We start from the raw sequence: 26,131 nt of genomic DNA, 5'->3' as shown, positions 1-26,131 counted from the left end.
AACAAACCACCAACCCGACGACCATCCTCCATACAAATCACCCGAAGAGCCCCGTGCAGCAGTCCCCGCTGGGGCGCGTCAGCGCACGCGGCGTATCACAGACTTCCCCCTCGGCCCCCTACGGGTCAGCTCCAGCAACTGGCCCGGCGTCATAGTCGCCGTGCGGGCGCCCCAGATGGCGACCGCTACGGTCATACCCGGCCAGAGAACGGCACCGTGAGCATCACCAAGCAGGCGATCAGCTGCACCACCCCAGGTCGCAGCCGCTGAAAATCTGGTCACGGTCGGTCGACGCCTCGGATGTGGCGATCGGCCAGTCCACGGTCGTCGTCTACGGCCCCGGTACCCCGGTACCCCGGACAGGACCGAAGCAAAGCACGCAGGCCCAACGCTCATGCACGCTGCACCGGACCGGAGGGACGGGATATCTTCAACGCCCCGACTCGCTTACGAGAGGAACTCACCATGCCCTTCGAACGCGTTGGCCCGCCCCTCTTCGGTACGGAGCGCGAGACGCTGCGGGCGTTCCTGGACTTCCACCGGGCGACTCTGGCGATGAAGTGCAAGGACCTGACTGAGGAACAGCTCAAGGAGCGGTCGAGCCCACCGTCGACCCTGTCCCTGCTCGCCTTGGTCCGCCACATGGCCGAGGTCGAACGCGCCTGGTTCCGCAGGGTGTTCGAAGACAACACCGCACCGATGGTCTGGTCGCAGAAGGAATTCGACTTCCAGGCCGCATACGACACCACGGACGCGAGCGCCGAGGAGGCGTTCGCGGCATGGGAGACCGAGGTCGAGCACTCACGCCGCATCGAGCTCCGCGCCGAATCCCTCGACCTTGCCGGACACCAGCCGCGCTGGGGCGAGAACGTGTCCTTGCGGATGGTGATGCTCCACATGATTCTGGAATACGGACGTCACAACGGCCACGCGGACTTCCTCCGCGAGGGCGTGGACGGCACGGTCGGCGCCTGACCCGAGCAACCCCGCCCGACGCGGCCGACTCCCCCTCCCTCAGAAGCGCGGACATCACGAACTCCCCTCGGTGGTCACGCTGCTCGCAGCAGGAGGTCCGTGTGTTCGCCGGCCCTGCCGACGAAGGGGGGTGTCGGCACCCCTTTCGTGCCCACCGGCGCCGGACCCGTGTCGTTGCCCGGTAGCCGCCTCTCGATGCCCCCGAGTGCCCTCCGGCTGAGCTTCCCGTGCATCTCGGATCCGGTGTCGGCGCCGACGCGGGGGCGAGGTCGGCTCGACGGCCGCGTCGTCCGCGCGGAGGAGTCGCACGGATGCACCACTCTCTTCCTTCACCAGGACGGAGCCGGTGTCCTGGGCGCGCATCGCCCGAGCCGCCGACGCCGTGGACGCCCGGACGTGTACGGCCGTCGGGCAATCGAGCATGTCGGAGAAGCCCCGTCCGCGGGTCGGTCGACGGATGGTCACGCCCTTCGAGCCGGGTTTTCGATCGCGGCGGCCGCAAACCCGCTCGCCCGGGTTGGGCCGGGCGGGTCAGGCTGTGTGAGTGGGGGGCAGGGCGACCACCCGGGAGTCGGATGGCGCTATGGACCCAGCTCGCGGCTGCGGATGTCCGCCACGAACACCGCGGCGGGCCAGAAGGCGGGCGAGTCCCTCGCGCCGTCCCGCAGTGACCGCCGTCCCGCAGCGGCTGCCGCCGCGTCGACGGTACGGGACTGACGCTCTCCACGACTCGGGCGTCCTCCGTGGTGGACCGGAGCGAGACGAGGACGCCGCATCATCCGAGGGCGCGTCCCATACCGCGCGCCCCAAGTCGATGGCGAAAAATCGCTGTCCGGTTCCCGGAGCCTAGTGATAGACACCCGGAGTGCAGAACACCCTGAACTTCTCCGACCTGCTGCGACTCATCGACGAACGGTCGGACGCCTTCCGCGCCGCGGTCGCCGCCGCACCCAGTCTCGACGTGCAGGTGCCGACCTGCCCCGAGTGGACGCTGTTCGATCTGGCGCAGCACCTGGGCGAGGGACGCCGCGCCTGGGCCGCCACCGTCGCCGCAGGACCTGACGCGGTGGCCAAGTCCACACCGCAGGGTGAACCGGCCGCTCCTCGGGAGCGCGAGGCCCTGCTGGCCTGGTTGGCGGCATCGACGCAGCAGTTGCTGGACGCGCTGCAGGAGGCCGGCCCGGATCGCCGTTGCTGGGCGTGGTGGGGTAAGTCGCAGTCGCCGCGGACCTGCGGTGGCGTCGCCCGGCGCCAGCTCCACGAGATGGCAGTCCACACCTACGACGCCCAGCTCACCCTGGGCGCCCCGCAGCCGCTGCCGGACGAGGTGGCAGTCGACGGTGTCGAGGAGTTCCTGTCCACCTTCTGCACAACGACGGTCGCCTGGCCGCACGAACCCGCTGCCGTCGACTACCACGTCGCCGAGGGCCGCTCCTGGCGCAACTGGCTCTCCGACGAGGGTGCACGGGCCGCCCGGCTGCCCTCACCCGGCGCGATGCCCGCCTCCGCCGACGAGGATCCGGAGACGGCCGACGCCTCCGCCGGAGGCACGGCCAGTGACCTCGTCCTCGCCTTCTACGACCGGATCCCGTTGGACTCCCTGAAACTCGACGGCAACCGGCTTCTCTTCGATCAGCTGGTGGCCTGGGACCCGGAGCCCTAGGACGTGACGGTGTGCCACCTGGCCGGCCCCGACCCCGACGGCATGCCTTCGGCCGACGGCTACGACCACCGCACGCGGTGGTACTTGTCGAAGCCTCAGCGCCGGCCGGTCGGCGCACAGTCGCGGAGCTCGTGGCGGGGCCGCCGCTGATGTCCGTGTGGCGGCATCGATCGACAGGCCGCATGCCGCCGCGTCGAGGACCTGCCGGACCTGATCGTGGACGAGAACGACCACACGGGGGCCGCGGAGGCCTACTTCCAGGGGCTGTTGAAGTCGATGACGGTCAACCGGCAGGCCACTGCCCAAGGATGGGGATGGTGGCGTCGCGAATGGAACGGCTCAGGGCCCCGGAGGCGGAGCTGCTGCTGCGCACCGCGGAGGAGTTTCGAGCCTCGTTCCCCGAGGACGACCGGTACTGGGGGAATCATCTGGCGTTCCGGCTGGCCGAGGCGGAGGCGCTGGCCGCGTCTGGACACGCGGGCGGCGCGGCCGCGGCGCTGCGGGTGCTGCGGGTGCTGCGGCAGGAGGCGCTCGGACACCGGGCCGATCCGGCGACGGTGCTGCGGCTCGAGGTGCGGCTGGCGAGGACGCTGAGGGCGGACGGGACGGACCGGGCGAACGGGACGGACCGGGCGGACGGGACGGACCGGGCGGACGGGGCGGGCGCGGGTGCTCGGTCGGGCAGCGGCGCGGATCGGCAGGCGGCCTTCGATCTGTTGTGGGCGCGGCGCTGTGAGCTGCGGCGCACGGTCGCCGGACGCGGCGGCGAGGCGTGCGGGGACCTGGCCGCGCTGGTGACGCGGCATCAGGAGCGCTACGAGCTGCTGATCGGCATGCTGCTCGACCACGCTGGGGCCGGGCTCGCGCTGCCGGAGGGTGCCCCGGAGGGAGACCTCGCGGGAGACGCGGCGGTCGAGCTCGCCTTCGATCTCCATGAGGAGTACCGGGCGTGGGTCGAGGGCGCGTCGGCGCCCGCGGGTGTTCCCGAGACCCCGGCGACCTTGCGTGAGCTGCGGGCCTGCCTGGCAGCGGATCCGGACGCCCGCCACTGCGCCTTCGTCTCCTACTTCTGCTCCGCCGAGGGCGGCGATGAGGGCGGCTGCGTCATCTTCGTCGTCCACGCCGACACCGGACAACTGACGGGCTTTCAATCGTCTCTGGGCGGACGTGAGATGCGGCGTGCGGCCGGAAGGCTGCGGCGGGCCTTCGACGGGGACGCGGACGCCCTCCCGCCGCTGCCTCCGCTTCCGGCACGGAGGCCATGGCGCCGGAAACTTGACTTCTTCGAGGACTCGGCGCCGGGACTGCTGGCCTTCCTGCCCGCGGTGACGGGTCGGGAGCTGCTCTGTGTCGCGACCGACCCGGCGCTGCAGGCGCTGCCTCTGGCGGCGCTGCCGCTACCGTCGGCGGACGAGGGCCCGCAGGGAACCCGGACGCCGCTCGCCCATCGCCACGCCGTCGTGCAGGTGTCCAGCGCCACCGCCCTGCTGCGTACGGTCGCCCGGCCCCGCGCCCCGCGCCCCGGCCGACGGCAGTGTGCTGGTCGCGGCCGACGAGGACCCGGACCCGGAGCGGCTGGAGCACGACATCGACTTCGTCGCCCCCTTCATCGTCCCTGAGCACACCGGCCAGGATGCGGTGACCGAGGTCAGCCGGTTGTCCGCCACCCCGGACGCCGTACTGGCCGCTGTGCGCGCCGCGCGCGTCGCCCACCTCACCGGGCACGGCTGGTTCGACCGCGCCGAGCCGCTCGACTCCGGGCTGCGGCTGGCCCACGACGGACAGCGCCCCAGCAAGTACCCACCGGAAGTGGAGATCCGGACCCGCCTCCGGCATCTGCTGTCCGCCCGCCATGTGCTGGACGCCGGGCTGCGGTGGGACCTCCTCACCCTGCGCGCCTGCTCCACGGCACGCCGCGAGGTGGTGTCCCGGGTGTGTACCGGCCCGATGTACGCGGTGGGGAACACCGGGTCGGCGCCACCGACCGACCCGGGCACGCGGATGGGCGGGGATCGGCGACGTGCGGACCGTCATGCACGGCCCGCCGCGGACGATCGTACGGTCCCGCCGCCATGGGCACCCTGCGCGGTCCGCGAAGTGCGGCGGCGTCGCACGCGGGCGCCCTCCAGCCGTACCGTCGTCGCCCAGGCCGATGTGCCGGGCGTCATCGGCGGGCGGCGAGCGGGCACGCACAACGCGGGCCAGTCGCAGGAGGCGGGCGTCTCGGCGCCACTCGAAGGTGCCGTGCCGACGGACCAGGTGAGGGAGGCTTTGGGCCCACTCCCGGCCGATGCCCACCCGCGGCAGGGGATGGCGGAGCGGGCCCGTACGTACGGCTGTCGAAACGCTGCCGACCGGCTCGTGGACGAGATCCTGACCGCCGTCGCCCCCGGCTGGCCGGCTACCGGCAGATACAGCACGTCGACCGTCCTCCTGCCCCAGCCCTCGATCGCGAGAAGTCGTTTCCGACGATTCCGCGGCCGAACCGTGAGGAGTACTCGTACCCACGGCCGTCCCGGGCTGTCCATGCCGCGACCGGGTGGTGGAACGTGGCGCCTCCGTCGCCTCGCAAAGCCGAGGAAGACCGCGCCGATCGTCAGCGGGATGAGGGAGAAGAGCCATGCGCTTTCCACGTGTTACGCGACGCCTGCGCCGGGCTGTCGGTTGCGGGTGCGGCTCTGGGACACGAGGCAACGCCTCACTCCCCCCTCCAAGCCTCTGCTCCGGGCGTCGGCCGGGACGCCGAAGCGTGTGGCTCAGGCCTCACGCCAGCAGTGGCAAGCCTCAGGATGAAGGGATGTCGTTGCCGACGAACTCCGCCAACTCGTTGGCGGACTCGGAGGTCAGTCGGTAGAAGCCCTGGAGGCTGACCGCACGCTCGAGGCGGCCGTCGACCACGTATTTCAGACCGCGGGTCCGGCCTCGGCGGTTACGCCAGGTGAGCCTCGTCAAAAGATCACCAGGTATCGGCATCTCGAAGCGCACCGGCGTCGCCTCCACGTGCACTGCTGCGGCTCCGCAGCCACCAGCACCGAGCATCGACCAGTCGTCGTGCCCGGGAAACGCCGGGTCCTGCCACGTCGCGGGGGCGGTGCCGCAGCAGTCGCGCCGCTCCATGTCGATCACTCGCATCCGGCACACGACGTGCACGACGCACCGATTGACGTGAAGTGCGTACACCTCGTCCCCAATCCGCGCCGCCGACCACGAGGGCAAAGACGAATGGACACCGCTGAAGGCGACCGGAGGCCGCTCTCCCACACGACCCGCTCTACGCAGGGCACGGCATGTGTCATGGGTCCACAGGACGGTGAAGGCATCAGGCATGCCGTGATCGTATGAAGGAGGACTGACAATCGCCCTGGGACAGCACGCCGCGCCCACGCCCAGGGGGCGGCCCCATCAACAAGCCCGGGACCTGCGCCGCACCGATTCGCGTCGTCACTGCCGGGGTCACGCTGAACCACCCGGTCGCAGCGGCGGAAAAGCCGTTGAAGCAACGACCGGACGCGCGCAACGCTGCCGTCATGGGTTCCCCGAACTTCACCGCGCCGCCGCCCGATCCCGAACCCCCCGCCGTCGATGCCTTCCTCTCCGCCGTCGACCACGCGATGAACAGCAACACCTTGCTGCTCACCACGGATTGCGACGTGCCCGTCGTCACCGGGAACCGCCAGGATGTCCTGCACGCCTTCTTGCGCAGTGCCCTCTTCGAGCGGTTGATGCGTGCCGCCGACGTACGCCGTAACTGGTACAACCTGACGGACGGGAACGACAGCGAGCCCCTCGAACATCCGCTTCTGCGCGAGGGGTTCCACGCCACGATCAGCCCACTCGACGCCGCAGGCTTTCTGGCACGGCTTCGCTGGATGCTCTGCGAGGCGTTCAGCCCCTACGGCCACCACTACCCGGCAGCCGACGCCGAACAGTTGGCGCGCGGTTTCGCCCGGGAACTGCTTGGCACGGACGACCCGGCCTGGTCCTTCGCCGCTGTCAGCCCTGACTTCCTGCGCTCCACCGGCTACTACAGTGACGAGCAGCCGCAGCCGCCGGTGTACTTCGACGGTGGCGGCTCCGACACCGCCACGTTCGTCCACCGAGGCCGCACCTTCCACCTGCTGCTGACGAACGGCTCGCCTTGAGAGGACGCCATCTCTGGAGGTCGGCGATCCAGGCCGACGGCGCGCATGTTCTGCTACCGCAGCACCGCTCTCGCGAGCATTGTCATACCGGGGCGATAGCGTGCCGTTGTGGCTGACATCTACGAACTCTCCATCGCCCTGAATCTGCGCGGGGGGCTCTCCGACGAAGAGGTCGCGGAACTTCGGTGGCACCTCGGGCTGGGACCCAAGCCCGAGAGTCTCCACATCGTGCCCGCGTTTCCGGCAGTCGTCGAGGCAGAGAACGGCGAACTTGTCGTGGTGGACGAGCCCGTGCCCCTCCTGGCCGAGCAGGGCGTGGCATGGAAGGTGGGTGGAGTGCTCGTCTCGGCGCTGCTGAGCCCTCTAGACACCCGATGCGGGACATGGGCCCTGACCGTTCGCCAGGAGGTACACCCCGACGGGTTCGCCAGCACCGGTGAACTGCTCACCTGGCTGGCCTCAAAGGCAGATGACCGGCACCGTACGGCCACCGGCGATATTCGCGTGGGGTGGACCAGGTTCTGTGACTCGGAGCGCTTCGAACCCTTGGCTGTCCGAAACGGCGAGGTGATATGGCCCTGAGAGACCGTCCCGCATCGCGTGGCGTGGGTGGTGAGCGGCGGGCTCGGCCAGGACCGTTCGGGCATCGCTCATCGAGCCGCGCCACGAGTCCAGCGGCGCGCCGTCGCCCCCGACCGACTGGCTACTCGATGGCTCGATCACGGGCCCGTCCTCTGGAGGTTGAATCAACCGGATGGACCGAAGTCGTCGCGGCCTTGCCCGGTACGACGGTCTTCCAGTCCTCTGCGCCAGAATCATCACTGGCTCGCTGTGCCACGCTCCTCAATCACCCACTTCCGCATACCTGGCCTTCCTGCTCCGCGAGAGCAACGGCATCTACGGCGAGTACGGAGCCGGGCTCGTCCGGCCTGCCGAATGCGTCTCCTGCGAGACCCTGACGCTTCCCTGAAGGTCCCAGAGCCTGCCCCGGGCGATCTTGTAGGGCCCCGGCGATGAGTTCGTGGATGAGGCATTCACTCGGAGCCCGGCTCTCCTTGAGGCGGTGAAGGTCGTCGAGGCCGAACCAAGCATCGGCGGTGGGCTTGGAGCATTCCAGGGCAGGGTTGTCCAGTCACCGTCGACCTCGACGAGACAGGCCGGGGGCGTGCTTGCGGCGTGATCGCCTACTCCAGCCGTTCCGGCTCGGTCGGTGCCAACTGGGCCTGAATGAGGTCCGCTTCGTCACACAGCTCGTGAGTGAGGACCATGCAGGCCACCACTCCCATTCCTGACCAACAGGCCTCCGATGTGCGACCGTTGGAGTCGCTGGGGCCCAGCGCGTCGAGGGGGATCTCTGTCCCGGCGACGCCGACATCGTCGTGCTCGCCGCTCCCGAGGGCAAGCGGTTCTCTGTCATCGATACCGGTCACTCCTGACTGGGATCGGCGCCGCGTTCGCGGCCCACGGTTTCGGATCCTTCTCCTACAAGCGTTCCGTGAGCCGGCGAGCTATCCGCGGTGAGGGTTGCCAGTGCAGCTCGGGCAGCCTGTCGAGGAACCGCCCCAGCGCGCCGGAACGGCCTTCGGCCGGGACCCGCCCCTGGGCCGGCGCCGCTGCCGCGAGTCCCGGCCGCGGTTCCGGCTCCAACTCCGGCTCCGCGGAGGAGGCCGGGGCGTCACCGGCCGACACGCGCCGCAGCCTCAAGGGGCCCGTCTGGCTTCTGGCCGCCCTGGTTGCTCATGGTCATGCTGTGCGAGGGCGCTGCCAACGGCTGGAGCACGCTACACCTGAAGGACGTTCCGGTGCACCCGCCGACACGGCGAGCCTGGCCTACGGTACCTTCGCGGCGCCGATGACCATCGGCCGGCTGCTCGCCGACCGCCTCAGCGCCCGGTTCGGTTCCATGGCGATCCTGCGCTACGGCGCGGCCACGGCCGCCGTCGGCATCACGCTCGTGGCACTCGGCCCGTGGCTGTGGGCCGCGTTCACGGGTTGGGCACTGTTCGGACTGGGCCTGTCCGGCTGTGTCCCACAACTGTTCAGCGCCGCCCGGCACGCCGATCCTGCGGCCGCAGGTGCCAACGTCCCCCGCGTCGCGAAACTCGGCTACGTCGGCATGCTCACCGGCCCCGTCGTCATCGGTTGGCTCACCCACCTCGTCGCCCTCAACCACACCTTCGTTCTGCTGGCCCTGCAGGCGTTCGCCCACTTCGTCGCGGTGCCGATGTCGATCATCCACGACCCCACCACAGCTGTGGGCAACCACCAAGGCCCGGCGCAGGACCTCGCTGCATACGCGTGGAGGATGACGCCCGGGCGACCGCGTCGATGGATGTCCAACCGGTGGGAGCTGTCTGCTGCCGCGGGTGCGTGGCGGTGGGGTGGCTCCGGCGTCCCGGACGTCCATGGCCACGTTCCTCACAGCCGGACACCCGGTCCTGGTGGGACGGGAGGACGAACCGAGGACGCGGATACGGGCCAGGATCGTTTGGGCCCGGCCGCGCAGCAATGCGGCGCAGGTCTGACCATCACGTTCGGGCACCGGCTCGCTACCGGGGGCTTCCGAATCTCCCACACCGGAGACGGTGCGACCTTGACGCCGAGGGCGGCACGGTCGCCGTGGATACGCCGACAGCCCAGGCGCTGTTGGCCGCGGGCCAAGCGGAGGACGAGAACCGGAATGCCGCGCTGGGGCGGCGCATCAGGTCACGGTGCCACCGCAGGATCACGCCCGGGAAGACGACGATCCCACACCGCCTTCCGTGGAGGCGGCGGCAGAGCGAGGTGCGAGGTGTGGCGACACCCTCGCCGGGGTGGGTACCGGATGGCATGGTCGCGCTCCCTCACTTCCGAGTGGTGTTCTTGATTCCGAAGACGAACACAGGATGACCTGGGAAAACGCAGGACAGGTCGATACACCGTCCGGATTCGGTTGCCTGCGTCCGGTGCCGGCTGGAAACGCCGAGACCCGCAAGCCGGGCCACGGTCCGATTGTCGTGGTTTCGTATCAAAGACCTGCTGGACGGCTTGATGAAGCAACCTCTGGCCTGGGATGCCCATCTAGATGGTACGGAACTGACCCCCTTGCCCTCTTTGGGGCAATACCAGCCGGAGCCGCAAGATGACAAACCGATCCACCGGAGTGCACCGGTCCCGTGGCCGGCGCCGTGCGTCCCGTGCCCGCCGTTGGATCGTCGCGGCGGTGTCCGTGGCCACGCTCGGACTGGTCGCCTGGCAGGTGATGAGCCACTACGAGATCCCACCGTTCACGGACAAGGGCGACCCTGTCAACTACGACCAGACCGGCAGTGCGAAGCACGGGAGGAGCGCGCAGCCCGCGGACTCCAATATTCTGATGCCCACGGGTCCCAAGGCCGATTTCAGGAACGTCAAGACCCTGAGCGACGGAACCCACGTCAGCGTCGTCACCCTGGACGGACCCAAGTCCGGGTTCAAGGGCAAGGTGTGGGTCTGGGCGCCCAAGGAGTACCAGGACGCGAAGTTCGCCACGAGTGGCTTCCCTGTGATGATCGCCCTGCCTGGCGGTCCCGGCAACGACAGCAACTACTGGTCGGTGGGTGAGTTCGGCCCCGACCGGCTCTCCCTGGAGAAGAGCGTCTCCAAGTGGTACGAGGAGGGCAGGAGCAAGCCCTTCCTCCTGGCCATGCCGATCCTCAATCCGGGACCAGACACACACGGCATCTACTGGGACGCCAGTGACATCCCCGACCAGCCGAAGATGGGCACATGGCTGACAGAGGACGTTCCGAACCTGATGAAGGCCAACTTCCGCACCATCAAGGACCGTGCGGGCTGGAGCTACATGGGTTCCTCCACCGGTGGCTTCGCGAGCCTGAAGGCTGTTCTGAAGCACCCCGACAAGTTCAAGACCGCCATCGCCAACGGCCCCGACATCGTCCCCGACTCCCCGCTGTGGCGGGGCCACGAGAAGGAGATGCGGGAGAACAACCCGAAGGTACTGGCCAAGCAGCTGACAGCCGCCAAGGAGCCGGACGTCTATATCGCGTTCCAGGTCGGCACGAGGGAGAACACCGCGACCATCAACGCCGTCAAGAACTTCATGGCCACCTACGGCAAGGGCCCGGTCCACACCAAGCTTTGGGAGATACCCGGTGGCACCCACAACGGTGCCACCTACCTGAGGATGATGGAGGGGCCCATGCAATGGATCAGCGAGCAGACGACGGGCCCCACGCCGTCCTCTTGAGCCCGGGGTCCCGCACTGCGGTGTTGCGTTCGGACGGTCGTCACGGAACGCCAAACGGGCTCGGAGTCGCGCGAGTGCGCATGCCGGTGTTCCAGGCAGCGGAGTGACGACGATGTGGTACGGGTCCAAGAGCCGGTGGCCGTCTTGCAACTGGTTGGACAGGTTGGTGCGGCCGCCATTCAGCAGCTGGGCGAAACGGGTGACGGTGATGGCTCCACGGCGGCGCAGCGCGGGACCAGGAGATGGTGGTAGCCGCCTGGCTGCTGATGCGCGGGGAGGGGGCAACCGTGTCGGTTGCTTCCTCCTCGGCCACAGACAGCCCCGACCAAAGCGGCGGTCGCGGTGGCGTCGGAAAGCCGAGCGCACGACGGCTGGTGCAGAAACGCACGCCGTGACGTACGCGACGCCGGGCAAAGTAGTCCCCCAAGTCGAGCACCTCCGGAGATCATGAAACATGCGCCCGGATGACTGGCAACTCACTTACGACGTCGATGACTTCCTCGCTCGAGCAGGGCACTTCCTGCGCTCGCGACCGGCTCTGCACAACACACCGCTGACCGATATCGAGAAACTGCGAACTCGCAGGGCGGACGCGCACGACGCCGCATCCACCGTCTTCGGCCGGTTGGAGTCAGAGGGCGAGGTGCGCGCCGTCTTCTATCGCACTCCGCGCGGATACCTGAGCATCACTCCTCTCTCTGCCGAGCAGGCCGACGTCCTCGCCACTCACCTGGCCGGCCTCGGCCACTCTCCCTCCGGCGTCATCGCGGACCACGACACCGCAACCGCTTTCGCCAACACATGGCAGCGGCACACGGGCGTGGCGCCGACACCCTTCTGGCGGACCCATCTCTACCGTCTCGGCACACTCACCCCACCGCAACCGCGCCCGGAGGGCCGGGGGCGCATCGCGGACGGCAAGGACCATGAGCAAGTCGTGCGTTGGTGCCGTGAGTTCTGCGTCGACGTCGGGGAGCAGCCTTCCATCGACTTGATCGACGCCGGTTCCTGGGCGGACTCGCGTTTCGGCGGCAGGCACTTCACGTTCTGGGAGACCCCGGACGGCATTCCCGTCTCCATGGCTGCCGCGACATCGATCGTCGGCGGCATGATCCGGGTGGACCCGGTCTACACCCCGGCCCACCTGAGGGGACGCGGTTACGCGGGCGCGGTGACGGCCGAGGTGAGCCGGGCCGCGCTGGCCGCGGGCGCGACGGACGTCGTTCTCTTCACAGACCCGGCCAATCCCACCAGCAACGCCCTCTACCAGCGCATCGGATACGTCCATGTCGCCGACTTCACCGGATACGGGTTCTCCTGCGGCACGCCGGGACTTGGTGAGGAACGTGACCGACGCAGAGCGCATCCGCGAGAAACGAATCCATGAGCTCATCCGCTTCGACATAGTCATCCTCGACGACTTCGCGCTGGGCCGCCTGTCCGCGGCCCAGCTACCACCCCGACAAGGCCAAGTAGGGAAAGCCCTTGGGATTCTGCTGCCATGGCCGTCACTCAGCAGTTCGCACGCATTCCGGTGGAGTATCTCGTCGGCTGCCGCCGGTCAGCCGACGAATCTCCGGATGGAGATCCTCGCTGGGGTCCACCGCCGACGGATGTCCTCGACCTGGACTGGGCGCCGCTCCTGCTCGAACGGGTCTACGAGCTGGGAGGCCTAGCGGCCCTGCCGACCGACGAAAAAGAGGCCGCCTCCTTGTTATCGAGCGGCCTGTCGCTGGCGTCGCTGACAGGCGTGCTCGCCCTCACCCGGCGAAACGACAGCCGGACCATGGCGCGACGCCAGGCCAATGGCCATTTTTTCAGGGCGCGTTGGCACGTACCGTGCGTGCGCTTGCCTGTTTGGGAAAGCCTTGGCCCCACCCTCTCGTGTTGGCCATTGCTGTGAGAGTACTCGCGGAATTGAGCCCGTAGGGTCTCGGCAGCCGAGTGCGGCTGGGGCCACCAGCAGCCGGAAGGCCGTAATCGACTGCTGGGTGCTGCGCGTGCTCAGGGTCTGGCCGCGAACACCATGCCGATGTCGCCGGCCTGCTGCACCGGGTCCTGCTCGGTGCTGACCGTGAAGCCGTGCATGTGGAAGACCTCGCAGACCATGTCGCGGTTCTGCTGCCAGCGCTCCACCTCGACGACGGCTTGCCGAATCAGTGGCCAGTGCCGTTCCTCGATGCCTTTGAGTACGTCGAGTTCGGCGCCTTCCACATCGATCTTGATCAGGTCGATGTGGTCGATGCCCTGTTCGTCGAGGACTGACGACAGGGGCCTGACCTTCACCCGGTGCTTCTCCAGCTGCCGCATCACCCGCAGCTTGCGGCTGACGAGAAGGGTGAGGAGGGGAGCGGGTACGCGGCGCAGGACCGGTCCCAGACCGCCCTGGCGGATCATTTCGACCACACTGGCGGTGACCCGCCGCCGCTCAGCCTCGATGTTCCCCTGATCTCGCGAGGAGGACGAGAAGATCGTGGCGGCGGGAATGTAGCTGAAGTCGAGCTCGTCGTCACGGGACGCCAGGCCGTAAGGGAGCGCGGTCAGACGTCCGTTGAAGAACTCGCGGGCATTGCGTTCGAGTGTCTCGTGGAGCGGCGGCAGCGGCTCGAAGGCGTAGATCCGCACGTCCCCGTCCAGCCGCTCATAGACGGCCGCCGAGAACACACCGATGTTGGCGCCCACGTCGAGTACCGTCGCGCCCGGCATGCACTCGACGCCGTGACTGAAGTAGCCTCCCACCTCCTCGCGCAGGAAGGACGCCTCCCAACGATTGATACTGTGCAGTTCAATCGCATTCATGACCATGACAACGTCATTTATCAGGGTTGGAGCCAACAATCCAGCCTGCAGAACACATCCGCACTGAGCGACCGGTACGAGCTCATGAACTCCCGCCTCTCATCGAACAGTTGTGCGTATCACCACATCGGCCTACCCGCCGCCTGGGCACGCAGCCGTTGCTTGTCCGGCTTGCCGGATGCTGCCAGCGGGATGTGGTCCACCCAGTGCACCGCGGTGGGACGGTGAGCCTCGGCCAGCGCGTCGACCACGAGTCGGCAGGCCTCGGCAGCGACTTGATCGCTGGGCTCATGTCCCGCCGCGGGCAGGAGGTAGGCATGGACCTCTTCGCCGGTCACGGCGCTGTCGCGGCCGACCACCACGGCCTGGGCCACGGCCGGATGCCGGGCCAGAGCGGCCTCGACGGGCCCGCAGTAGATGTTGCGGCCGTCCACAATGATCATGTCCGTGATCCGATCGACCAGATAGAGGTACCCGTTCTCGTCGCGGTGTCCGATGTCACCGGTGCGCAGCCAGCCGTCCCGCAGCACCTGTGTGTCCAGATCGGGGCGCTGCCAGTAGCCGGCCATCATCGCCGGCGAGCGCGTCCACACCTCGCCGGTGCACCCGGCGGGCAGGTCCCGGCCGTCCTCGTCGCGGATGGAGAGCTCCACGCCGGGCACCGGCTGCCCGGCGGAGGCCAGCAGGTGCGGTCTGCCGCCCAGGGCAGCGGCATGGTCGGCGGGTGACAGGCGGGAGATCACCCCCGCCTCGTTCATGCCGTAGCCCTGCCGGAAGTTCACGCCGTACACCCGCAGGGCGTCGCGGAGGCGCTCGGGGAGGATCCGCGAGTTGCCGTAGGACACCGACACCAGGCCGGGAATCCCTGCGGCGGTGGCAGGGTGGTCCAGCAGCCGGTACAGCATCGACGGCGACAGGTAGGTGGTCACCGGGGCCAGGCGGGCACAGACCGCGGCGAACTCCGGCGGGTCGAACGCGTCGAGGATCTCCACTCTTCCCCCGCTGAGCAGGTGTTCAAGGCACCGCCCGCCGGCGCGCTGGGCCAGGGAAGTCACCGAGACGAACACCGGCTCGGCTCCCTCGTGGCGGCGGGTCCAGCCGGTGCGCACCCGCATGGCGGCGAAGGTGGATGCCACGCCCTTCGGTCGCCCCGTCGTGCCGCTCGTGTAGGTGACCCGGGCAACGTCCTCCTCCCGTGCCATGACCGGCAGCGGATCGCTCGGCAGTTCAGCAGCCGACCGCAGCAGGTCGTCGAGGCCGATGCGGCGTGCTCCCGTGTCGGGGATCGCGGTGTCGGCCACCACCAGAGCCGGCCGGCAGTCGACCAGGATGTGCGCCAGGTTGTGGGTGGCCGGGTCGATCACCACCTGGGTCAGCCTGGCGCCCAGGACGTGTGCCGCCAGCCGGACCAGCAGTGTCTCAGGGGTGTTGCCGGTGACGCACGCCAGCCCAGTGCCGCGCCCGATGCCCAGCCCGCGCAACAGCCTGGCCAGCCGCCACACCTCTTCAAGCGCGTGCCCGAACGTCAGCACACGCCCCCCGCAGCCGATCGCCGGCCCATCGACGTCACGACGGAAGGCGTCGACGAGATCAGTGACGTATGCAGCAGGCAGCGCTGACTCCCTCCGCAGGATGGGACAAGGCGGCAGCAGCGCCACGGGAGGAAGCCCGTGCCGCCGCAAGCACTCACCAACATGGGCCGCCCGCCACAAGGGGTCAAGCCGCCGATGGAGGGATCCGCAGACGGCAACAAGACGGCCAAGAGGACGTCGGCCGGCCGCCAGTACTGCGAGCGTGAGGGGGTACCTTCGGGTACCCAGGGGACGCGTCGGGCGGATTCAGGTGTGGTCACCCGACACCGGAACTCCCTCACCTCGGGGGCCCGGGCGCGGCGGGCGTACTCCGTGTCCTGCCCGGCCGGTCGGCCGATGCTGCCCAGGCGGACGGCCAATGCTGCCCGAACGTACCTGGCACAAGTGGCTCGCCACAGCGTATGCACGAGGAGTCGACGAACCGCACCAGAGGCGAGGCCCCCCTTGCACGATCACGAGAACACCCGGGACACCAGAACCGGTACCAACCGTGCCACGGCCCGCACACCGTCGCCCGCACCGCAGCACGGTCCGCTGGGCCTGCAGGCCGCCGTCGGCAACGCTGCCGTGGTCCAGATGCTCCGCCGGGCCGGGCACCCCGGGGCCCAGTCTCAGCACCCGCACACCGCAGGCTGCGGCGACCAGCAGGACGAAGAGACCACGGGCGCGGTCCAGCGCTCCGCCGTCCACGACGTCCTGCGCACGCCCGGGCGGCCCCTGGACGACGCCACACGCACCGACATGGAGAACCGGCTCGGCGCGGACTTCTCCGACGTCCGTATCCACGACGACACGACCGCCCGGGCCTCCGCTGCCGAAGTCGGCGCCCGCGCCTACACCAGCGGCAGCCACATCGTGATCGGCCAAGGCGGCAACGACAGACACACCCTCGCCCACGAACTGACCCACGTCATCCAACAGCGCCGCGGCCCGGTCGCCGGCACCGACAACGGAAACGGCCTCAAGGTCTCCGACCCCGGCGACCGTTTCGAGCGAGAGGCTGAGGCCAGTGCCGACCGTGCGATGAGCCTGCCCGCCCGGTCCCGGTTGCCGGTCGAAGAGCCTCGGGGCAGGGCGACCACGGACACGGATGTGCCGCTCCAGCGTGTCGCGACGCGAGGGGACACGGGGAGTCTGCCGCTCCCGGCCTGGGACCGACACCCGCCGGTGTGGGTCGCCGCCGTTTTCGGTCCGCAGGGCAACGGTGGCCCCCTCCAGCGGACGGGCGGAACAAGCGTCACGGTGACCTTGGGACCGAGCGTGAACGCACCGGCGAACTCATACGGAGGCTCGCGTCCCGGTGCCACCGAGTGCACCCTCGTCAATGAGCTGAACGCGAGGGACGGCAGCGGCTGGATCAAGGGGCACCTCTGGAACGACAACTTGGGTGGCGAAGGAGTATCAGAGAACCTGACGCCCATGACCGACAGCACGAACCAGAACTTCAACCGCCAGTTCGAAGAACCGTTGAAGAAGATGCTGTGGAAATGCACGAATCATGCGCAGGGGAATCCGAACTCACCGATCTGGTACGGGGTCACCTTCACTGTCAGCACGTACGGCAGAATGTCGAACAACTCGGCCGAACTCGAATACCTCGTACCTGAAGGAGTCGAATACTCGGCAAGCTACGTACAGATGGACAGGACCACGAACGCCGTCACCCGGGTCGCGGTCCCCCAGGGATTCCCGGCAGAGATCCGTTAGCACGGTGACCCCCTGCCGCCCGCGTGTACTGCCGGCTGTTCACGCGTACGAGGAGGCCGGGCCTTCAGCCGAGTCTTCCCCGACGCCGGATGCGCCGGCGTCACGCCAGGCCCTGCCGCGACGGCAGAACCCGCGGATTGATCACGATGCGATCCGCCCGATCACGGCCGGTTTCAGGACCAGGTGATCTCCCCGTGGCGGGAGACGAAGCGTCCGGTGCCCGCGCCGGGTTCCTCGGTGGCGAGGGCGACGATCGCGTCCGTGCCCTCGGTGACGGTCTGGGGGCCGCTGTGACCGTTGAGGTCGGTCGCGGTGTATCCGGGGTCGGCGGCGTTGACGCGGACGCCCTTGAGTGCCTTGGCGTACTGCGTGGTCAGCATCGTCAGTGCCGCCTTGGAGGAGGTGTACAGCGGCGCGATGACGTGCGACTCGGGCCGGGCGGGGTCGTGGGTGAGCGCGAGGGAGCCCATACCGCTGCTGACGTTGACGATCACGGGGTCGTCCGAGCGGCGCAGCAGGGGCAGGAACGCGGTGGTGGTGCGGATGACGCCGATGACGTTGACGTCGAGGACGGCGAGGGCGTCGGCGGCGGTGAGGTCGCTGGGATCGCCGGCAGGGCCGTGCACACCGGCGTTGTTGATCAGGACGTCGATCCGGCCCTCGTGTTGGGCGACGTTCGTGGCCGCGGCGGTCACGGACGCGTCGTCGGTCACGTCGATGGGGACATACCGTGCGCCGAGCGCGGCGGCGGCCTGCTCGCCCTGCTCGCGGTCGCGGGCTCCGACGAGCACGGTGTGCCCGCAGTCGATCAGGCGGCGGGCGGTCTCACGGCCGAGACCCTTGTTGGCTCCGGTGATGAAGGTGATCGTCATGCGTTCGATACTGGTCCCGACGGCCCGGGGCGGACCAGGGACGCGGCGAGGGTAGGAAGACCGGTACCACCCTCGTGCCCCCGCACGACCCGGGGATGCAGCAGGATGGAGAGCATGTCGAGGGCATCCGGAACGGGACTGGGCGCGATGATCCGGACGTGGCGGGAGCGGTTGCCGCCGTCGGCCGCCGGGCTGCCGGTGGTCCGCGGGCGCCGGGCGGCCGGGCTGCGCCGCGAGGAACTGGCCGACCTGGCCGGGGTGTCGGTCGACTACGTCGTGCGCCTGGAGCAGGGGCGGGCCACGACACCTTCCGCGTCGGTGGCGGCGTCACTGGCACGCGCCCTGCAGTTGTCCACGGCCGAGCGGGACCACCTGTACCGGCTGGCCCGGCTCGCCCCACCGGTGAACGGCGCGATCAGCGACCATCTTCCGCCCGGCGTGCGGCGGGTGCTCGCCCGCCTCGGGGACGTGGCGGTCGCCGTGTTCGCGGCGGACTGGCAACTGGTGTGGTGCAACCGCGGATGGGCCGCCCTGCTGGGCGACCCCCGTGCCACGCCGCCGCGACTGCGCAACTTCGCCCGCGACAGGTTCCCGGTGGACGCCGGCCCCGCCCGCCTCGCGCTGTGGCCGGTGGCCGAGGCGGACCGCGCCGCCACCGACGCCGCCGTCGTCTCCGACCTGCGCCGCGCCACCGGCCGCTTCCCCCACGACAGCCGCCTGGCCACACTGATCCGCGAGCTGAACGCGGGCAACACGCGATTCGCCGAACTGTGGGCGACCGGAGAGGTGGCCGCACACCGCGAGGACCACAAGACGATCGACCACCCCTCGATGGGCCCGGTCACGGTGGACTGCGACGTCCTGACCGACGGCGACTCCGAACTCAAGATCGTGATCATGACCGCCGCGCCCGGCAGCGAGGACGAGACCAGACTCCGACTTGCCGCCATCGCCGGCCCACCGGCCACCACACCCACCTGGAGTGCCTGATCAACAGAGCGTCGGCGCGCGGCGAACGCGGGCCGGTGACGGTGGCAGCGACGGTGGCGGCCACCCGGAGTCGCCTGGGTCAGGCCCCGCCGTGACTCTGGCTCGACAAGGTCGGGGGGGTGAAACGGGTCCGGTACCTGCCGCTGGACGAGGAACGTCCGAGACACCACGGGCCTCGACCTCAGCGTGATCGAGACCTCGGCCGGTACGTCGTACAACGCCGACGTGAGCGCGACACCCAGCGCACCGGCCGGACGGACGACCGGGTGATCGCCGGCTGCGGGCTCACCAGTAGGCGCGGTCGTCCCAGGACTTGAAGTCCGCGAATTCGACGGGGTCGTCGTCCTCGTCCAGGACGGCGAACCCTTCCGTGACCAGCTTGCCGCGCTGCCAGTCGAGGAGGGTGTCGACCAGGCCGCCCTCCAGCGGCGAGCCCTGGTCCGCGTGGCGGGGCCAGACGATCAGCGGCCAGGTGTCGGGATCCCCGCCCTCGGTGAGCCAGCCGAGGCAGTGGCCGTCGATCGAGTTGGCGAAGGGGAGGAAACCGCCGGGCTCGGGCCAGACGGCCAGCGGGTACCACTCCGCGTGGCCGTCCTTGAGCTGCCGGTAGGCGTCCAGGGTGTCCTCGACGTGCGTGTGGAAACGCCGTTCACCGGTCCTGAGCGGGGTGTGGAAACGCAGCCACCCGCTCCAGATGCCGGCGCCGTACTCGTCCATCAGCCGGACGTATTCCCCGGGCAGCCGTGTGCCCAGCTCGGCGAACAGCCCCTCCCAGGAGCCGTCGCCGAGGTACGGCTGCTCGGGCGGCGGCGACAGCAGCCGCAGCGCGTCCATCCCTGTGCCGGTCTCCAGCGCGCTCCGGCGCTCGGCCTCGGTGAGCCGGGGCGGGACCGGCGGGGGCGGGGTCCAGGGCTCGGCGTCGGGTAGGAACGCGGTCCGCGCGACGGTGCCCGGCAGCGGGCCCAGCAACGGGCCGGGAGGAGCGGGGAGCTCCCACGTGTCGCGGACGGTGTGCCGGAGATAGTCCGTGAACGTCAGGTCGTACCGGTGCCAGCGGAGCAGGCCACTGCCCGGCACCGCCCCCGAGTGCCGCACCACCACGGTCCACTCGTCGGGGTCGTCGGAGGCCGAGGTGTCCCAGAACAGTACGTCGCTGCCCCGTGTGCAACCCCAGGCCAACAGGCCGCCGGCCTCGGGATGGACCACGGGCCGCTCGGCCTCGGGCAGCTCCCGCGCCTCGATCCGCGCGTCCCGGTGTGTCGCGCGCAGCCAATCGCCGTAGCCGAAGCGGTCCTGTTGGACGCACGGCACATGGATCCACACGTACTCACCGAAGTCCAGCGGCCCGTGCCGGTCGGCGAGCCGCTTGTAGTCGGCCGGAAGCCGCAGTCCGAGCCAGTCCTCGACGGCCGGCCAGTCGACGGGAACGGGTGAGGGCGGGCGCTCCGCGGAGGGGGTGGTGAACATGCTTATGTCCGATGTCAATTGACGTCCTCCCAGCGTGCGCCATGTACTCGGCTGATTCTTCCGTCTCCGCGGTCCAGGCGGAAATCGGGAGGCGGGGGGTGTGCCGCACGGCTCAGACTGGGGCGCATGGAGGACGAGATCGCCCGCAGGGTGGCCGAACTGGACGCGGAGTCGACCGATGTGGCCGAGGAAGCGCAGCACACGCTGATCTCCCTGGGGCCGCGGGTACTGGAGTCGCTGATCGCGGCGGCCCTGACGCTGAACCCGTTCGGGCAGCTGTGCGCCATCGAGGTGTTCACCGCGCTGGCCGACCCGCGCCCCGCCGACGTCCTGATCGGCATGCTGAGCAGCGAGAGCGCGACCGTCCGGCAGTGGGCCGCCGAGGCCCTTGCCGAACTGGGCGTCCGGCGCGCCGTGCCACGCCTGCGACAGGCGTACAACGCGTTCCTGCGGAGCGGGGAGGCACCCGACGAGAGCGAGGGCGAGGGTCTGCGCTGGGCGCTCACCGAACTGGGTGCCCGCGAGACCGTCCTCCCGCCTCGTTCTGCCGCGCTGCGCGACCCGGGCGGCGAGCCGATCGATCTCTGGCCGGTGGAACACCTGCCGGAGGTGATCCGGGACCTCGCCGACCACGGGCAGGCGGTGCTCTCCTTCCAGATCTGGGAGCTCACGCCCGACGGCGGACGCCGCCACGCCGGCGGGCCGGGCATCGACTGGGCCGTCGACCGTGACCGCCCCTGGCCCGAGACCGTCGTCTCCTGCCGCGACTGGGCATTGCTGGCGGCGGAGGCGGTGGACGTGGCGTCGGACCGGGTGGTGACAGTCTCCTGGATCGACGCGACGGACCTCCGCGTCGACGGTCTGCCCGAGGCGGTGATCCCTCGGAAGACCCTGGCCCCTCCTCACCGGGCCTTCTCGTCCGGTGGTGGCAGCCCGGCGCCCGTCGTTTCGAACGGTCGAGCGAGTATGAGTTAGCGTCAGGACCTGACGTGTTGTGTCGCGGTGGTGGCTGCTCCGGGGAGGGGACGGATTGTGCAGACGGCGTTTGACGAGTCCGAGCGGCGGGCGTGGGCGGGACAGGCCGATGCCTATGCCGCGAGTTTCGCCGAACTCTGCGCGTATCCGGTGCGTCGGCTTCTCGATGCTGTCGGGGTTCGGGAGGGCACACACGTCCTCGATGTGGGGACAGGCACGGGCAGTGTCGGCGTAGTTGCGTGTGAGCGGGGTGCGAAGGTGACGGCGGTGGACGCCGAACCGGGCATGGTCGCACGGGCCGCGCAGGCAGCCCCGGAAGCTGACGTACGGCTTGCTACGACGATCGGGCAGATCGTGACGAGTCGGAGTCCGGTGGTCATCGCCGAGATCAAAGCCCGCTCCGAGTCGCTGTGCGCCGAATTCACCGGTCCGGGCGGCGTATTGGTGTTGCCGCATGCGGCCCTGACGGCACATGGCCGGGCATGACATTGCCCTGCTCGGAACAGGCCGGATGCGGCTCCACGGCCGACGGACCTCGGTCCCGGTGGGGGACTCCTCACCGGCATCACGTGTGCTTGCCCTGCCGTTCTTCGTTCAAGAAGCGCGGCACGTGGGCAAGCCGATGCCCGCGCTGCGGTGGAGAGTTGATCGACGCGGGCCAGGACCTCGCCGTCCCGGCCGGATCCATGCCCGAGACGCATGGACACGGCCTGACCGGCATTGCACGCGGCTGCGAAAGTTGCCTAGCGTGAGCACGGAATCGCCAGCGAAGGGGGACGACATGTCCGTTGTGGACACCGACACCGGTATCGACACCGGCACCGGCGCCGATGCCGGCCGGGCAAGCAATACCGACTCGCTGCCGGGACCCGGCCGGCGTACCGGCGATGGTTCTGCCGTGCGCGCACCCGCTCTGCTGCACAAGGGCTTTGGCCTGATGCAGAAGCTGCGGCCCGAGCACCTGACGTCCTTCATCACTCCGGAAGCGGACCTGTTCACGGTTTGGCACCTGGGCGTTCCCGACGTGCGCGCCGACTCATGGACGCTGACCGTCGGCGGCATGGTCTCCCGCACGCTGACCTTGTCTGCGGAGGACCTCGCAGGACTGCCGCAGACGGAGATCACTGCCGTGCACGAGTGTGCGGGCAGCCCGCTGGCGCCCACCGTTCCCCAGCGACGGGTCGGCAACGTCCGCTGGGGCGGCGTCCGGCTCAGTGAACTGCTCCGCCTGGCCGGAATCGAGCAGGGAGCCGCTTACGTCATCTCCACCGGTGTCGATCACGGTGTCTACGACGGCGCACACCATGAGCGATACGAGAAGGACCTGCCCCTGGAGAAGGCTCTGGACGGCAGCGTCCTGGTCGCCCTTACAGTCAACGGCGAACCGCTGCCGGTACGGCGCGGTGGTCCCCTCCGCCTCGTCGTGCCGGGCTATTACGGCACCAACTCGACCAAGTGGCTGGACTCGTTGACCGTTTCGGACCGGCGCAGCGGATCAGCGTTCACCACCAAGTACTACATGGACCGTCCCGAGAACGGCTCCGGCAGTCCCGCTCCGGTATGGGAGTTGGCACCCAATTCGTGCCTCGTCTCCCCCGTCGACGGAAACGTGCGCGTCGGCGAACCCGTCGAAATACGGGGATGGGCCTGGGCCCACGAACCCGTCACCTCCGTGGAGGTCACGACCGACGGCGGCCGAACCTGGAACCCCGCCCGGGTCGCCGCACGCGTGCAGCACGGATGGCAGGGGTTCGGCTTCCCGTGGACGCCGACCTCGGTCGGCGAATACGTACTCGCCTGCCGTGCGACGACGGGCTCGGGAGCGACACAGCCCGACACACCGCGTCGCAACCGAATCCACCAGCGCGTCGTCTTCGTCGACCAACCGGCATGAGAACCAGGACCAGCAGGAGCGGCAGGAGCGGCACGGGCGCCTCGACACCGAGCCGACCGCGACGCTCTGGGGCAGCAGGCCGCTGCTTTTCTGCGCCACTGACGGCACCCTCGTCACATTCCGAGTAGATCAGTGCCCTTCGCGATGGCCTCGGCACGGCTGTGGCGGGTTGCCCGGGGCGGCAGGCGTGGAGCCGGCCGGTCCCGGGCAACCCGGCGGGAGTCCGCCGGTGGGTCAGGTGTGGGTGAAGCCGGAGCCGGCCTCGTGGGCGGGCGGAGTGGTGGTGAGGCGGTCGACCGCCCGGCCGAGGGCGGCGAGCAGGGACTCGCCCAGGTCCTGGCTGAAGCCCTCCCGTACCACGATGCGCAGTACGGCGACGTCCTCGGCGTCCGGCGGCATGGTGTACGCCGGCACCTGCCAGCCGTCACGCCGCAGTTCGTCGGAGACGTGGAAGACGGTGAACGCGCTCGGCTCGTTGAGCTTGAACGCGACGACAGGGATGTCCGTCCCGTCGCTGATCACCTCGAAGGGGTCGAGCTTGGCGATGCCGTCTGCGAGGAACTGCGCGGTGTCGCGCAGCCCTTCCATGACCTTGGTGTAGCCCTCCCGGCCAAGACGTACGAAGTTGTAGTACTGGCCGACGACCTGGTTGCCGGGGCGGGAGAAGTTGAGGGTGAAGGTCGGCATGTCGCCGCCCAGGTAGTTGACGTGGAAGACCAGGTCCTCGGGCAGATCGTCGGCCGACCGCCACACCACGAACCCTATGCCCGGGTAGGTGAGCCCGTACTTGTGGCCGGAGACGTTGATCGACTTCACCTGCGGCAGCCGGAAGTCCCACTCCAGGTCCGGGTGCAGGAAGGGCGCGACGAAACCGCCCGAGGCGGCGTCCACGTGGATCGCGATGTCGGTGCCGTGCTCGGCGTTGTAGGCCACGACCCGGTCGTGGATGTCCTTGATCGGCTCGAACTCGCCGGTGTGGGTGGTCCCGAGGATCGGCACGACACCGATGGTGTTCTCGTCCACGTACGTCATGGTCTCGGCGGCGTCAACGGTGAACCGGTCGTGCGCCATCGGCACGTACCGCGGCTCGACGTCCCAGTACCGGCAGAACTTCTCCCACACCACCTGGACGTTGGACCCCATGACCAGGTTCGGCCGGTCCGACGGCAGTCCGGCCGCCTGCCGCCGCTGACGCCACTTCCACTTCATGGCGAGCCCGCCGAGCATCACCGCCTCGGACGACCCGATGGTGGACACGCCGACCGCGTCCCCCGTGCCGGGCGCGTGGAAGAGGCTCGCGACGATGTTGACACAGCGCCGCTCGATCTCCGCGGTCTGCGGGTACTCGTCCTTGTCGATCATGTTCTTGTCGAACGTCTCGGCCATCAGCTTCTCGGCCTCGGGGTCCATCCACGTCGTCACGAACGTGGCCATGTTCAGCCGCGAACTCCCGTCGAGGAGCAGCTCGTCGTGAATCATCCGATAGACCGCCTGCGGCGCCGTCTCCTTGTCCGGCAGCCGGTTCTTCGGCACCTGTATGCACCCCAGCCTCTTGGTGTACGCCGGGTCGATCATTGCCTCGCTGCTGTCGTGTCGATGTACCACGATCACTCCCACGTCGACGATCGGACTTCAGCGGCCCAGCATGCCAGCCGTCCCCCGGCGTTGAGCTCCGGGGAACGGCCTGCCTGGTGGGCCGCCGTGAACGCGGCTCGCGCCGCCGGCCCCGCAGGACCCGGGCGACCGCCGGGCCCAACAGTTCGGCATCCGTGAGTTTCGGGGGCGACCCGATCCGCCCGCAAGGCGGGCGTCCCACAGACGGACTCCCCCAGCGCGCTGACCAGTCACCGCGCTCGGCCGCCTGCGCACGCTGCCCGTTCTACGTCCCCAGGCAGTCCTCCCGCGGACAGCTCCCGGCCGTCAGAGACGGCGTCGACCAGATGCGCGAACAACTCGACCTGACCGACCGGTGCGGGCAGCCGTACAACGGCCCGGAGCGACCGTCACCACGCGCTCACTGCAGTGCGCGCTCCAAAGCACCCCGGTGATCGGAAACCGACTGATACGCCCTCTGGACTTCACTCACCACCCCGGCAGCACGAAGCAGGACCATCGCGACGTCACCCGCAAAGGCAGCTGAGCACTTCGCGGCCCTTCCGGTACCGTCCGCGGCCGCCGCATAGGCCCTGCGCCGGCCGTTGGCGGCGACGCCGCGCTGCCGGCTGAAGTCCACCACGACCGGTGGGGAGCACATGGACGCAACGCCGCCGACCAGGGCCATCGTGGACTCGCGCCGTCGCAGGGCGCGCACGGCCCAGTCCAGCGCCACCAGTGAGGAGGAGCAGGCGGTGTCGATGGTGACAGCAGGTCCCTCGAGGCCGAACACGTACGAGACGCGGCCGGAGAGCACGCTGAGCGCGTTGCCCTGCAGCAGATAGCCGTCGACCTCCGGATGGACGGGCGCGGCGTACGCGACTTCGTGATGGACAACGTTCCGCCGATCCTCAACAAGATGCTGGCGAAGGCAGGCTCGACGGCCGAGGACGTGAGCTGCTTCGTTCCGCACCAGGCCAACGGCGTTCTCCTCGCCGAGCTGGCCGAGCGCTGCGGCCTCGGCTCCGCGCACACCCACCTGACCCTGAGCCGGTACGGCAACGTCGGCAGCGCCTCGGTCCCGGTCGCCCTGGACGACGCCGACGAACAGGGCCTGCCGGCCGACGGCGACCTGGTGCTGCTGGCGGTTTCGGCGGCGGTATGTCGGTCGGCGCCTGCCTCGTCCGCTGGCGTCCGACCGGCGCTGACGCCCCGCTGCGCCTCGCCGAGGTGA

Annotated in this window: 22 protein-coding genes and 1 pseudogene; 15 read left to right on the top strand and 8 right to left on the bottom strand. The window is 69.5% G+C overall.

The genetic code is table 11. The annotated features are described in order from the left end of the window. Nucleotides 1-465: 465 nt before the first annotated feature. From BIV23_RS39820 to BIV23_RS39805, 4 genes are all read left to right on the top strand, one after another. Entirely contained in the window at nucleotides 466-975 is a 510-nt protein-coding gene (locus BIV23_RS39820) for a DinB family protein (protein WP_071385880.1), read from the top strand. Nucleotides 976-1,840: 865 nt separating this feature from the next. Continuing rightward, nucleotides 1,841-2,638: a maleylpyruvate isomerase family mycothiol-dependent enzyme gene (locus tag BIV23_RS39815; RefSeq protein ID WP_071385879.1), complete on the top strand. Its 798-nt coding sequence runs from the start codon at nucleotides 1,841-1,843 to the stop codon at nucleotides 2,636-2,638. A gap of 329 nt (nucleotides 2,639-2,967) precedes the next feature. Further along, on the top strand, nucleotides 2,968-4,257 hold the full coding sequence (locus BIV23_RS50910; protein ID WP_071385878.1) for a hypothetical protein: 1,290 nt from the start codon (nucleotides 2,968-2,970) through the stop codon (nucleotides 4,255-4,257). Next, entirely contained in the window at nucleotides 4,175-5,431 is a 1,257-nt protein-coding gene (locus BIV23_RS39805; protein ID WP_071385877.1) for a CHAT domain-containing protein, read from the top strand. Before BIV23_RS50910 ends, BIV23_RS39805 begins: the two co-directional genes overlap by 83 nt. Here the strand turns inward: BIV23_RS39805 and BIV23_RS39800 are convergent. Continuing rightward, nucleotides 5,423-5,965 (bottom strand): hypothetical protein, encoded by a 543-nt coding sequence (locus tag BIV23_RS39800; RefSeq protein ID WP_071385876.1) that lies wholly within the window; start codon nucleotides 5,963-5,965, stop codon nucleotides 5,423-5,425. The two genes, BIV23_RS39805 and BIV23_RS39800, sit on opposite strands and share 9 nt — an antisense overlap. A 200-nt stretch (nucleotides 5,966-6,165) precedes the next feature. Between BIV23_RS39800 and BIV23_RS39795 the strand changes: the two genes are divergently transcribed. Then, nucleotides 6,166-6,780 carry a hypothetical protein gene (locus BIV23_RS39795; protein ID WP_071385875.1) on the top strand — a complete coding sequence of 205 codons (615 nt, stop codon included), beginning with the start codon at nucleotides 6,166-6,168 and terminating at the stop codon, nucleotides 6,778-6,780. Between the two features lie 108 nt (nucleotides 6,781-6,888). Continuing rightward, entirely contained in the window at nucleotides 6,889-7,362 is a 474-nt protein-coding gene (locus BIV23_RS39790) for a hypothetical protein (RefSeq protein ID WP_071385874.1), read from the top strand. Between the two features lie 1,093 nt (nucleotides 7,363-8,455). Here BIV23_RS39790 and BIV23_RS54200 read toward each other — a convergent pair. Then, nucleotides 8,456-9,019: a hypothetical protein gene (locus BIV23_RS54200; protein ID WP_177240207.1), complete on the bottom strand. Its 564-nt coding sequence runs from the start codon at nucleotides 9,017-9,019 to the stop codon at nucleotides 8,456-8,458. 882 nt (nucleotides 9,020-9,901) lie between these two features. Here BIV23_RS54200 and BIV23_RS39785 point away from each other — a divergent pair. From BIV23_RS39785 to BIV23_RS52780, 3 genes are all read left to right on the top strand, one after another. After that, complete coding sequence (locus BIV23_RS39785; RefSeq protein ID WP_079173716.1) at nucleotides 9,902-11,008, top strand: alpha/beta hydrolase; 1,107 nt, start codon at nucleotides 9,902-9,904, stop codon at nucleotides 11,006-11,008. Between the two features lie 454 nt (nucleotides 11,009-11,462). Continuing rightward, on the top strand, nucleotides 11,463-12,395 hold the full coding sequence (locus BIV23_RS39780) for a GNAT family N-acetyltransferase (RefSeq protein WP_071385873.1): 933 nt from the start codon (nucleotides 11,463-11,465) through the stop codon (nucleotides 12,393-12,395). 114 nt (nucleotides 12,396-12,509) lie between these two features. Beyond that, complete coding sequence (locus BIV23_RS52780; protein ID WP_245790876.1) at nucleotides 12,510-12,911, top strand: hypothetical protein; 402 nt, start codon at nucleotides 12,510-12,512, stop codon at nucleotides 12,909-12,911. Nucleotides 12,912-13,012: 101 nt separating this feature from the next. Here the strand turns inward: BIV23_RS52780 and BIV23_RS39775 are convergent, their stop codons facing one another. Both BIV23_RS39775 and BIV23_RS39770 read right to left on the bottom strand, forming a co-directional pair. Continuing rightward, the gene (locus BIV23_RS39775) at nucleotides 13,013-13,813 is read right to left on the bottom strand and encodes an FkbM family methyltransferase (protein WP_071385872.1); all 801 of its coding nucleotides are present in this window, start codon (nucleotides 13,811-13,813) and stop codon (nucleotides 13,013-13,015) included. 113 nt (nucleotides 13,814-13,926) lie between these two features. Continuing rightward, nucleotides 13,927-15,465: a class I adenylate-forming enzyme family protein gene (locus BIV23_RS39770; protein WP_281250201.1), complete on the bottom strand. Its 1,539-nt coding sequence runs from the start codon at nucleotides 15,463-15,465 to the stop codon at nucleotides 13,927-13,929. Nucleotides 15,466-15,843: 378 nt separating this feature from the next. Between BIV23_RS39770 and BIV23_RS52775 the strand changes: the two genes are divergently transcribed. Then, nucleotides 15,844-17,106, top strand: a complete 1,263-nt coding sequence (locus BIV23_RS52775; protein WP_245790875.1) for an eCIS core domain-containing protein — start codon at nucleotides 15,844-15,846, stop codon at nucleotides 17,104-17,106. A gap of 173 nt (nucleotides 17,107-17,279) precedes the next feature. Here the strand turns inward: BIV23_RS52775 and BIV23_RS39760 are convergent, their stop codons facing one another. Further along, nucleotides 17,280-17,978 carry an SDR family NAD(P)-dependent oxidoreductase gene (locus tag BIV23_RS39760; protein WP_071385870.1) on the bottom strand — a complete coding sequence of 233 codons (699 nt, stop codon included), beginning with the start codon at nucleotides 17,976-17,978 and terminating at the stop codon, nucleotides 17,280-17,282. Nucleotides 17,979-18,092: 114 nt separating this feature from the next. On the opposite strand from BIV23_RS39760, the gene BIV23_RS39755 reads away from it, so the two are divergent. Beyond that, nucleotides 18,093-18,968, top strand: a complete 876-nt coding sequence (locus BIV23_RS39755) for a helix-turn-helix domain-containing protein (RefSeq protein ID WP_079173714.1) — start codon at nucleotides 18,093-18,095, stop codon at nucleotides 18,966-18,968. Nucleotides 18,969-19,253: 285 nt separating this feature from the next. Here BIV23_RS39755 and BIV23_RS39750 read toward each other — a convergent pair whose 3' ends face one another. Then, nucleotides 19,254-20,435 (bottom strand): SMI1/KNR4 family protein, encoded by a 1,182-nt coding sequence (locus tag BIV23_RS39750; RefSeq protein ID WP_245790874.1) that lies wholly within the window; start codon nucleotides 20,433-20,435, stop codon nucleotides 19,254-19,256. A gap of 126 nt (nucleotides 20,436-20,561) precedes the next feature. Between BIV23_RS39750 and BIV23_RS39745 the strand changes: the two genes are divergently transcribed. From BIV23_RS39745 to BIV23_RS39735, 3 genes are all read left to right on the top strand, one after another. After that, a complete protein-coding gene (locus tag BIV23_RS39745) occupies nucleotides 20,562-21,410 on the top strand; it encodes a HEAT repeat domain-containing protein (protein WP_071385867.1) in 849 nt (282 codons plus the stop codon). Between the two features lie 57 nt (nucleotides 21,411-21,467). Then, nucleotides 21,468-21,896 carry a class I SAM-dependent methyltransferase gene (locus BIV23_RS39740; RefSeq protein WP_079173713.1) on the top strand — a complete coding sequence of 143 codons (429 nt, stop codon included), beginning with the start codon at nucleotides 21,468-21,470 and terminating at the stop codon, nucleotides 21,894-21,896. 295 nt (nucleotides 21,897-22,191) lie between these two features. After that, complete coding sequence (locus BIV23_RS39735) at nucleotides 22,192-23,304, top strand: molybdopterin-dependent oxidoreductase (protein WP_177240206.1); 1,113 nt, start codon at nucleotides 22,192-22,194, stop codon at nucleotides 23,302-23,304. A 234-nt stretch (nucleotides 23,305-23,538) separates the two neighbouring features. Here the strand turns inward: BIV23_RS39735 and gad are convergent, their stop codons facing one another. Continuing rightward, the gene (gene gad, locus BIV23_RS39730) at nucleotides 23,539-24,915 is read right to left on the bottom strand and encodes a glutamate decarboxylase (RefSeq protein WP_425443575.1); all 1,377 of its coding nucleotides are present in this window, start codon (nucleotides 24,913-24,915) and stop codon (nucleotides 23,539-23,541) included. Nucleotides 24,916-25,459: 544 nt separating this feature from the next. Continuing rightward, nucleotides 25,460-25,762: pseudogene (locus tag BIV23_RS54195) on the bottom strand (beta-ketoacyl synthase N-terminal-like domain-containing protein); the annotation flags it as partial. 87 nt (nucleotides 25,763-25,849) lie between these two features. Between BIV23_RS54195 and BIV23_RS52765 the strand changes: the two are divergent. After that, a complete protein-coding gene (locus BIV23_RS52765) occupies nucleotides 25,850-26,131 on the top strand; it encodes a 3-oxoacyl-[acyl-carrier-protein] synthase III C-terminal domain-containing protein (RefSeq protein WP_245790871.1) in 282 nt (93 codons plus the stop codon).

Origin of the sequence: Streptomyces monashensis (assembly GCF_001866665.1) — a bacterium.
Classification (GTDB): Bacteria; Actinomycetota; Actinomycetes; order Streptomycetales; family Streptomycetaceae; genus Streptomyces; species Streptomyces monashensis.
Note: the sequence above shows the minus strand (reverse complement) of the source record. Positions and strands in the feature narration are given on the sequence as shown.

What these genes read in the sequence shown, in the direction of transcription:
- BIV23_RS39820 (WP_071385880.1), top strand. Translation starts at nt 466, where the DNA reads ATGCCCTTCGAACGCGTTGGCCCGCCCCTCTTCGGTACGGAGCGCGAG.
- BIV23_RS50910 (WP_071385878.1), top strand. Translation starts at nt 2,968, where the DNA reads ATGGAACGGCTCAGGGCCCCGGAGGCGGAGCTGCTGCTGCGCACCGCG.
- BIV23_RS39800 (WP_071385876.1), bottom strand. Translation starts at nt 5,965, where the DNA reads ATGCCTGATGCCTTCACCGTCCTGTGGACCCATGACACATGCCGTGCC.
- BIV23_RS39795 (WP_071385875.1), top strand. Translation starts at nt 6,166, where the DNA reads ATGGGTTCCCCGAACTTCACCGCGCCGCCGCCCGATCCCGAACCCCCC.
- BIV23_RS39785 (WP_079173716.1), top strand. Translation starts at nt 9,902, where the DNA reads ATGACAAACCGATCCACCGGAGTGCACCGGTCCCGTGGCCGGCGCCGT.
- BIV23_RS39780 (WP_071385873.1), top strand. Translation starts at nt 11,463, where the DNA reads ATGCGCCCGGATGACTGGCAACTCACTTACGACGTCGATGACTTCCTC.
- BIV23_RS52780 (WP_245790876.1), top strand. Translation starts at nt 12,510, where the DNA reads ATGGCCGTCACTCAGCAGTTCGCACGCATTCCGGTGGAGTATCTCGTC.
- BIV23_RS39775 (WP_071385872.1), bottom strand. Translation starts at nt 13,813, where the DNA reads ATGGTCATGAATGCGATTGAACTGCACAGTATCAATCGTTGGGAGGCG.
- BIV23_RS39760 (WP_071385870.1), bottom strand. Translation starts at nt 17,978, where the DNA reads ATGACGATCACCTTCATCACCGGAGCCAACAAGGGTCTCGGCCGTGAG.
- BIV23_RS39755 (WP_079173714.1), top strand. Translation starts at nt 18,093, where the DNA reads ATGTCGAGGGCATCCGGAACGGGACTGGGCGCGATGATCCGGACGTGG.
- BIV23_RS39750 (WP_245790874.1), bottom strand. Translation starts at nt 20,435, where the DNA reads ATGTTCACCACCCCCTCCGCGGAGCGCCCGCCCTCACCCGTTCCCGTC.
- BIV23_RS39745 (WP_071385867.1), top strand. Translation starts at nt 20,562, where the DNA reads ATGGAGGACGAGATCGCCCGCAGGGTGGCCGAACTGGACGCGGAGTCG.
- BIV23_RS39735 (WP_177240206.1), top strand. Translation starts at nt 22,192, where the DNA reads ATGTCCGTTGTGGACACCGACACCGGTATCGACACCGGCACCGGCGCC.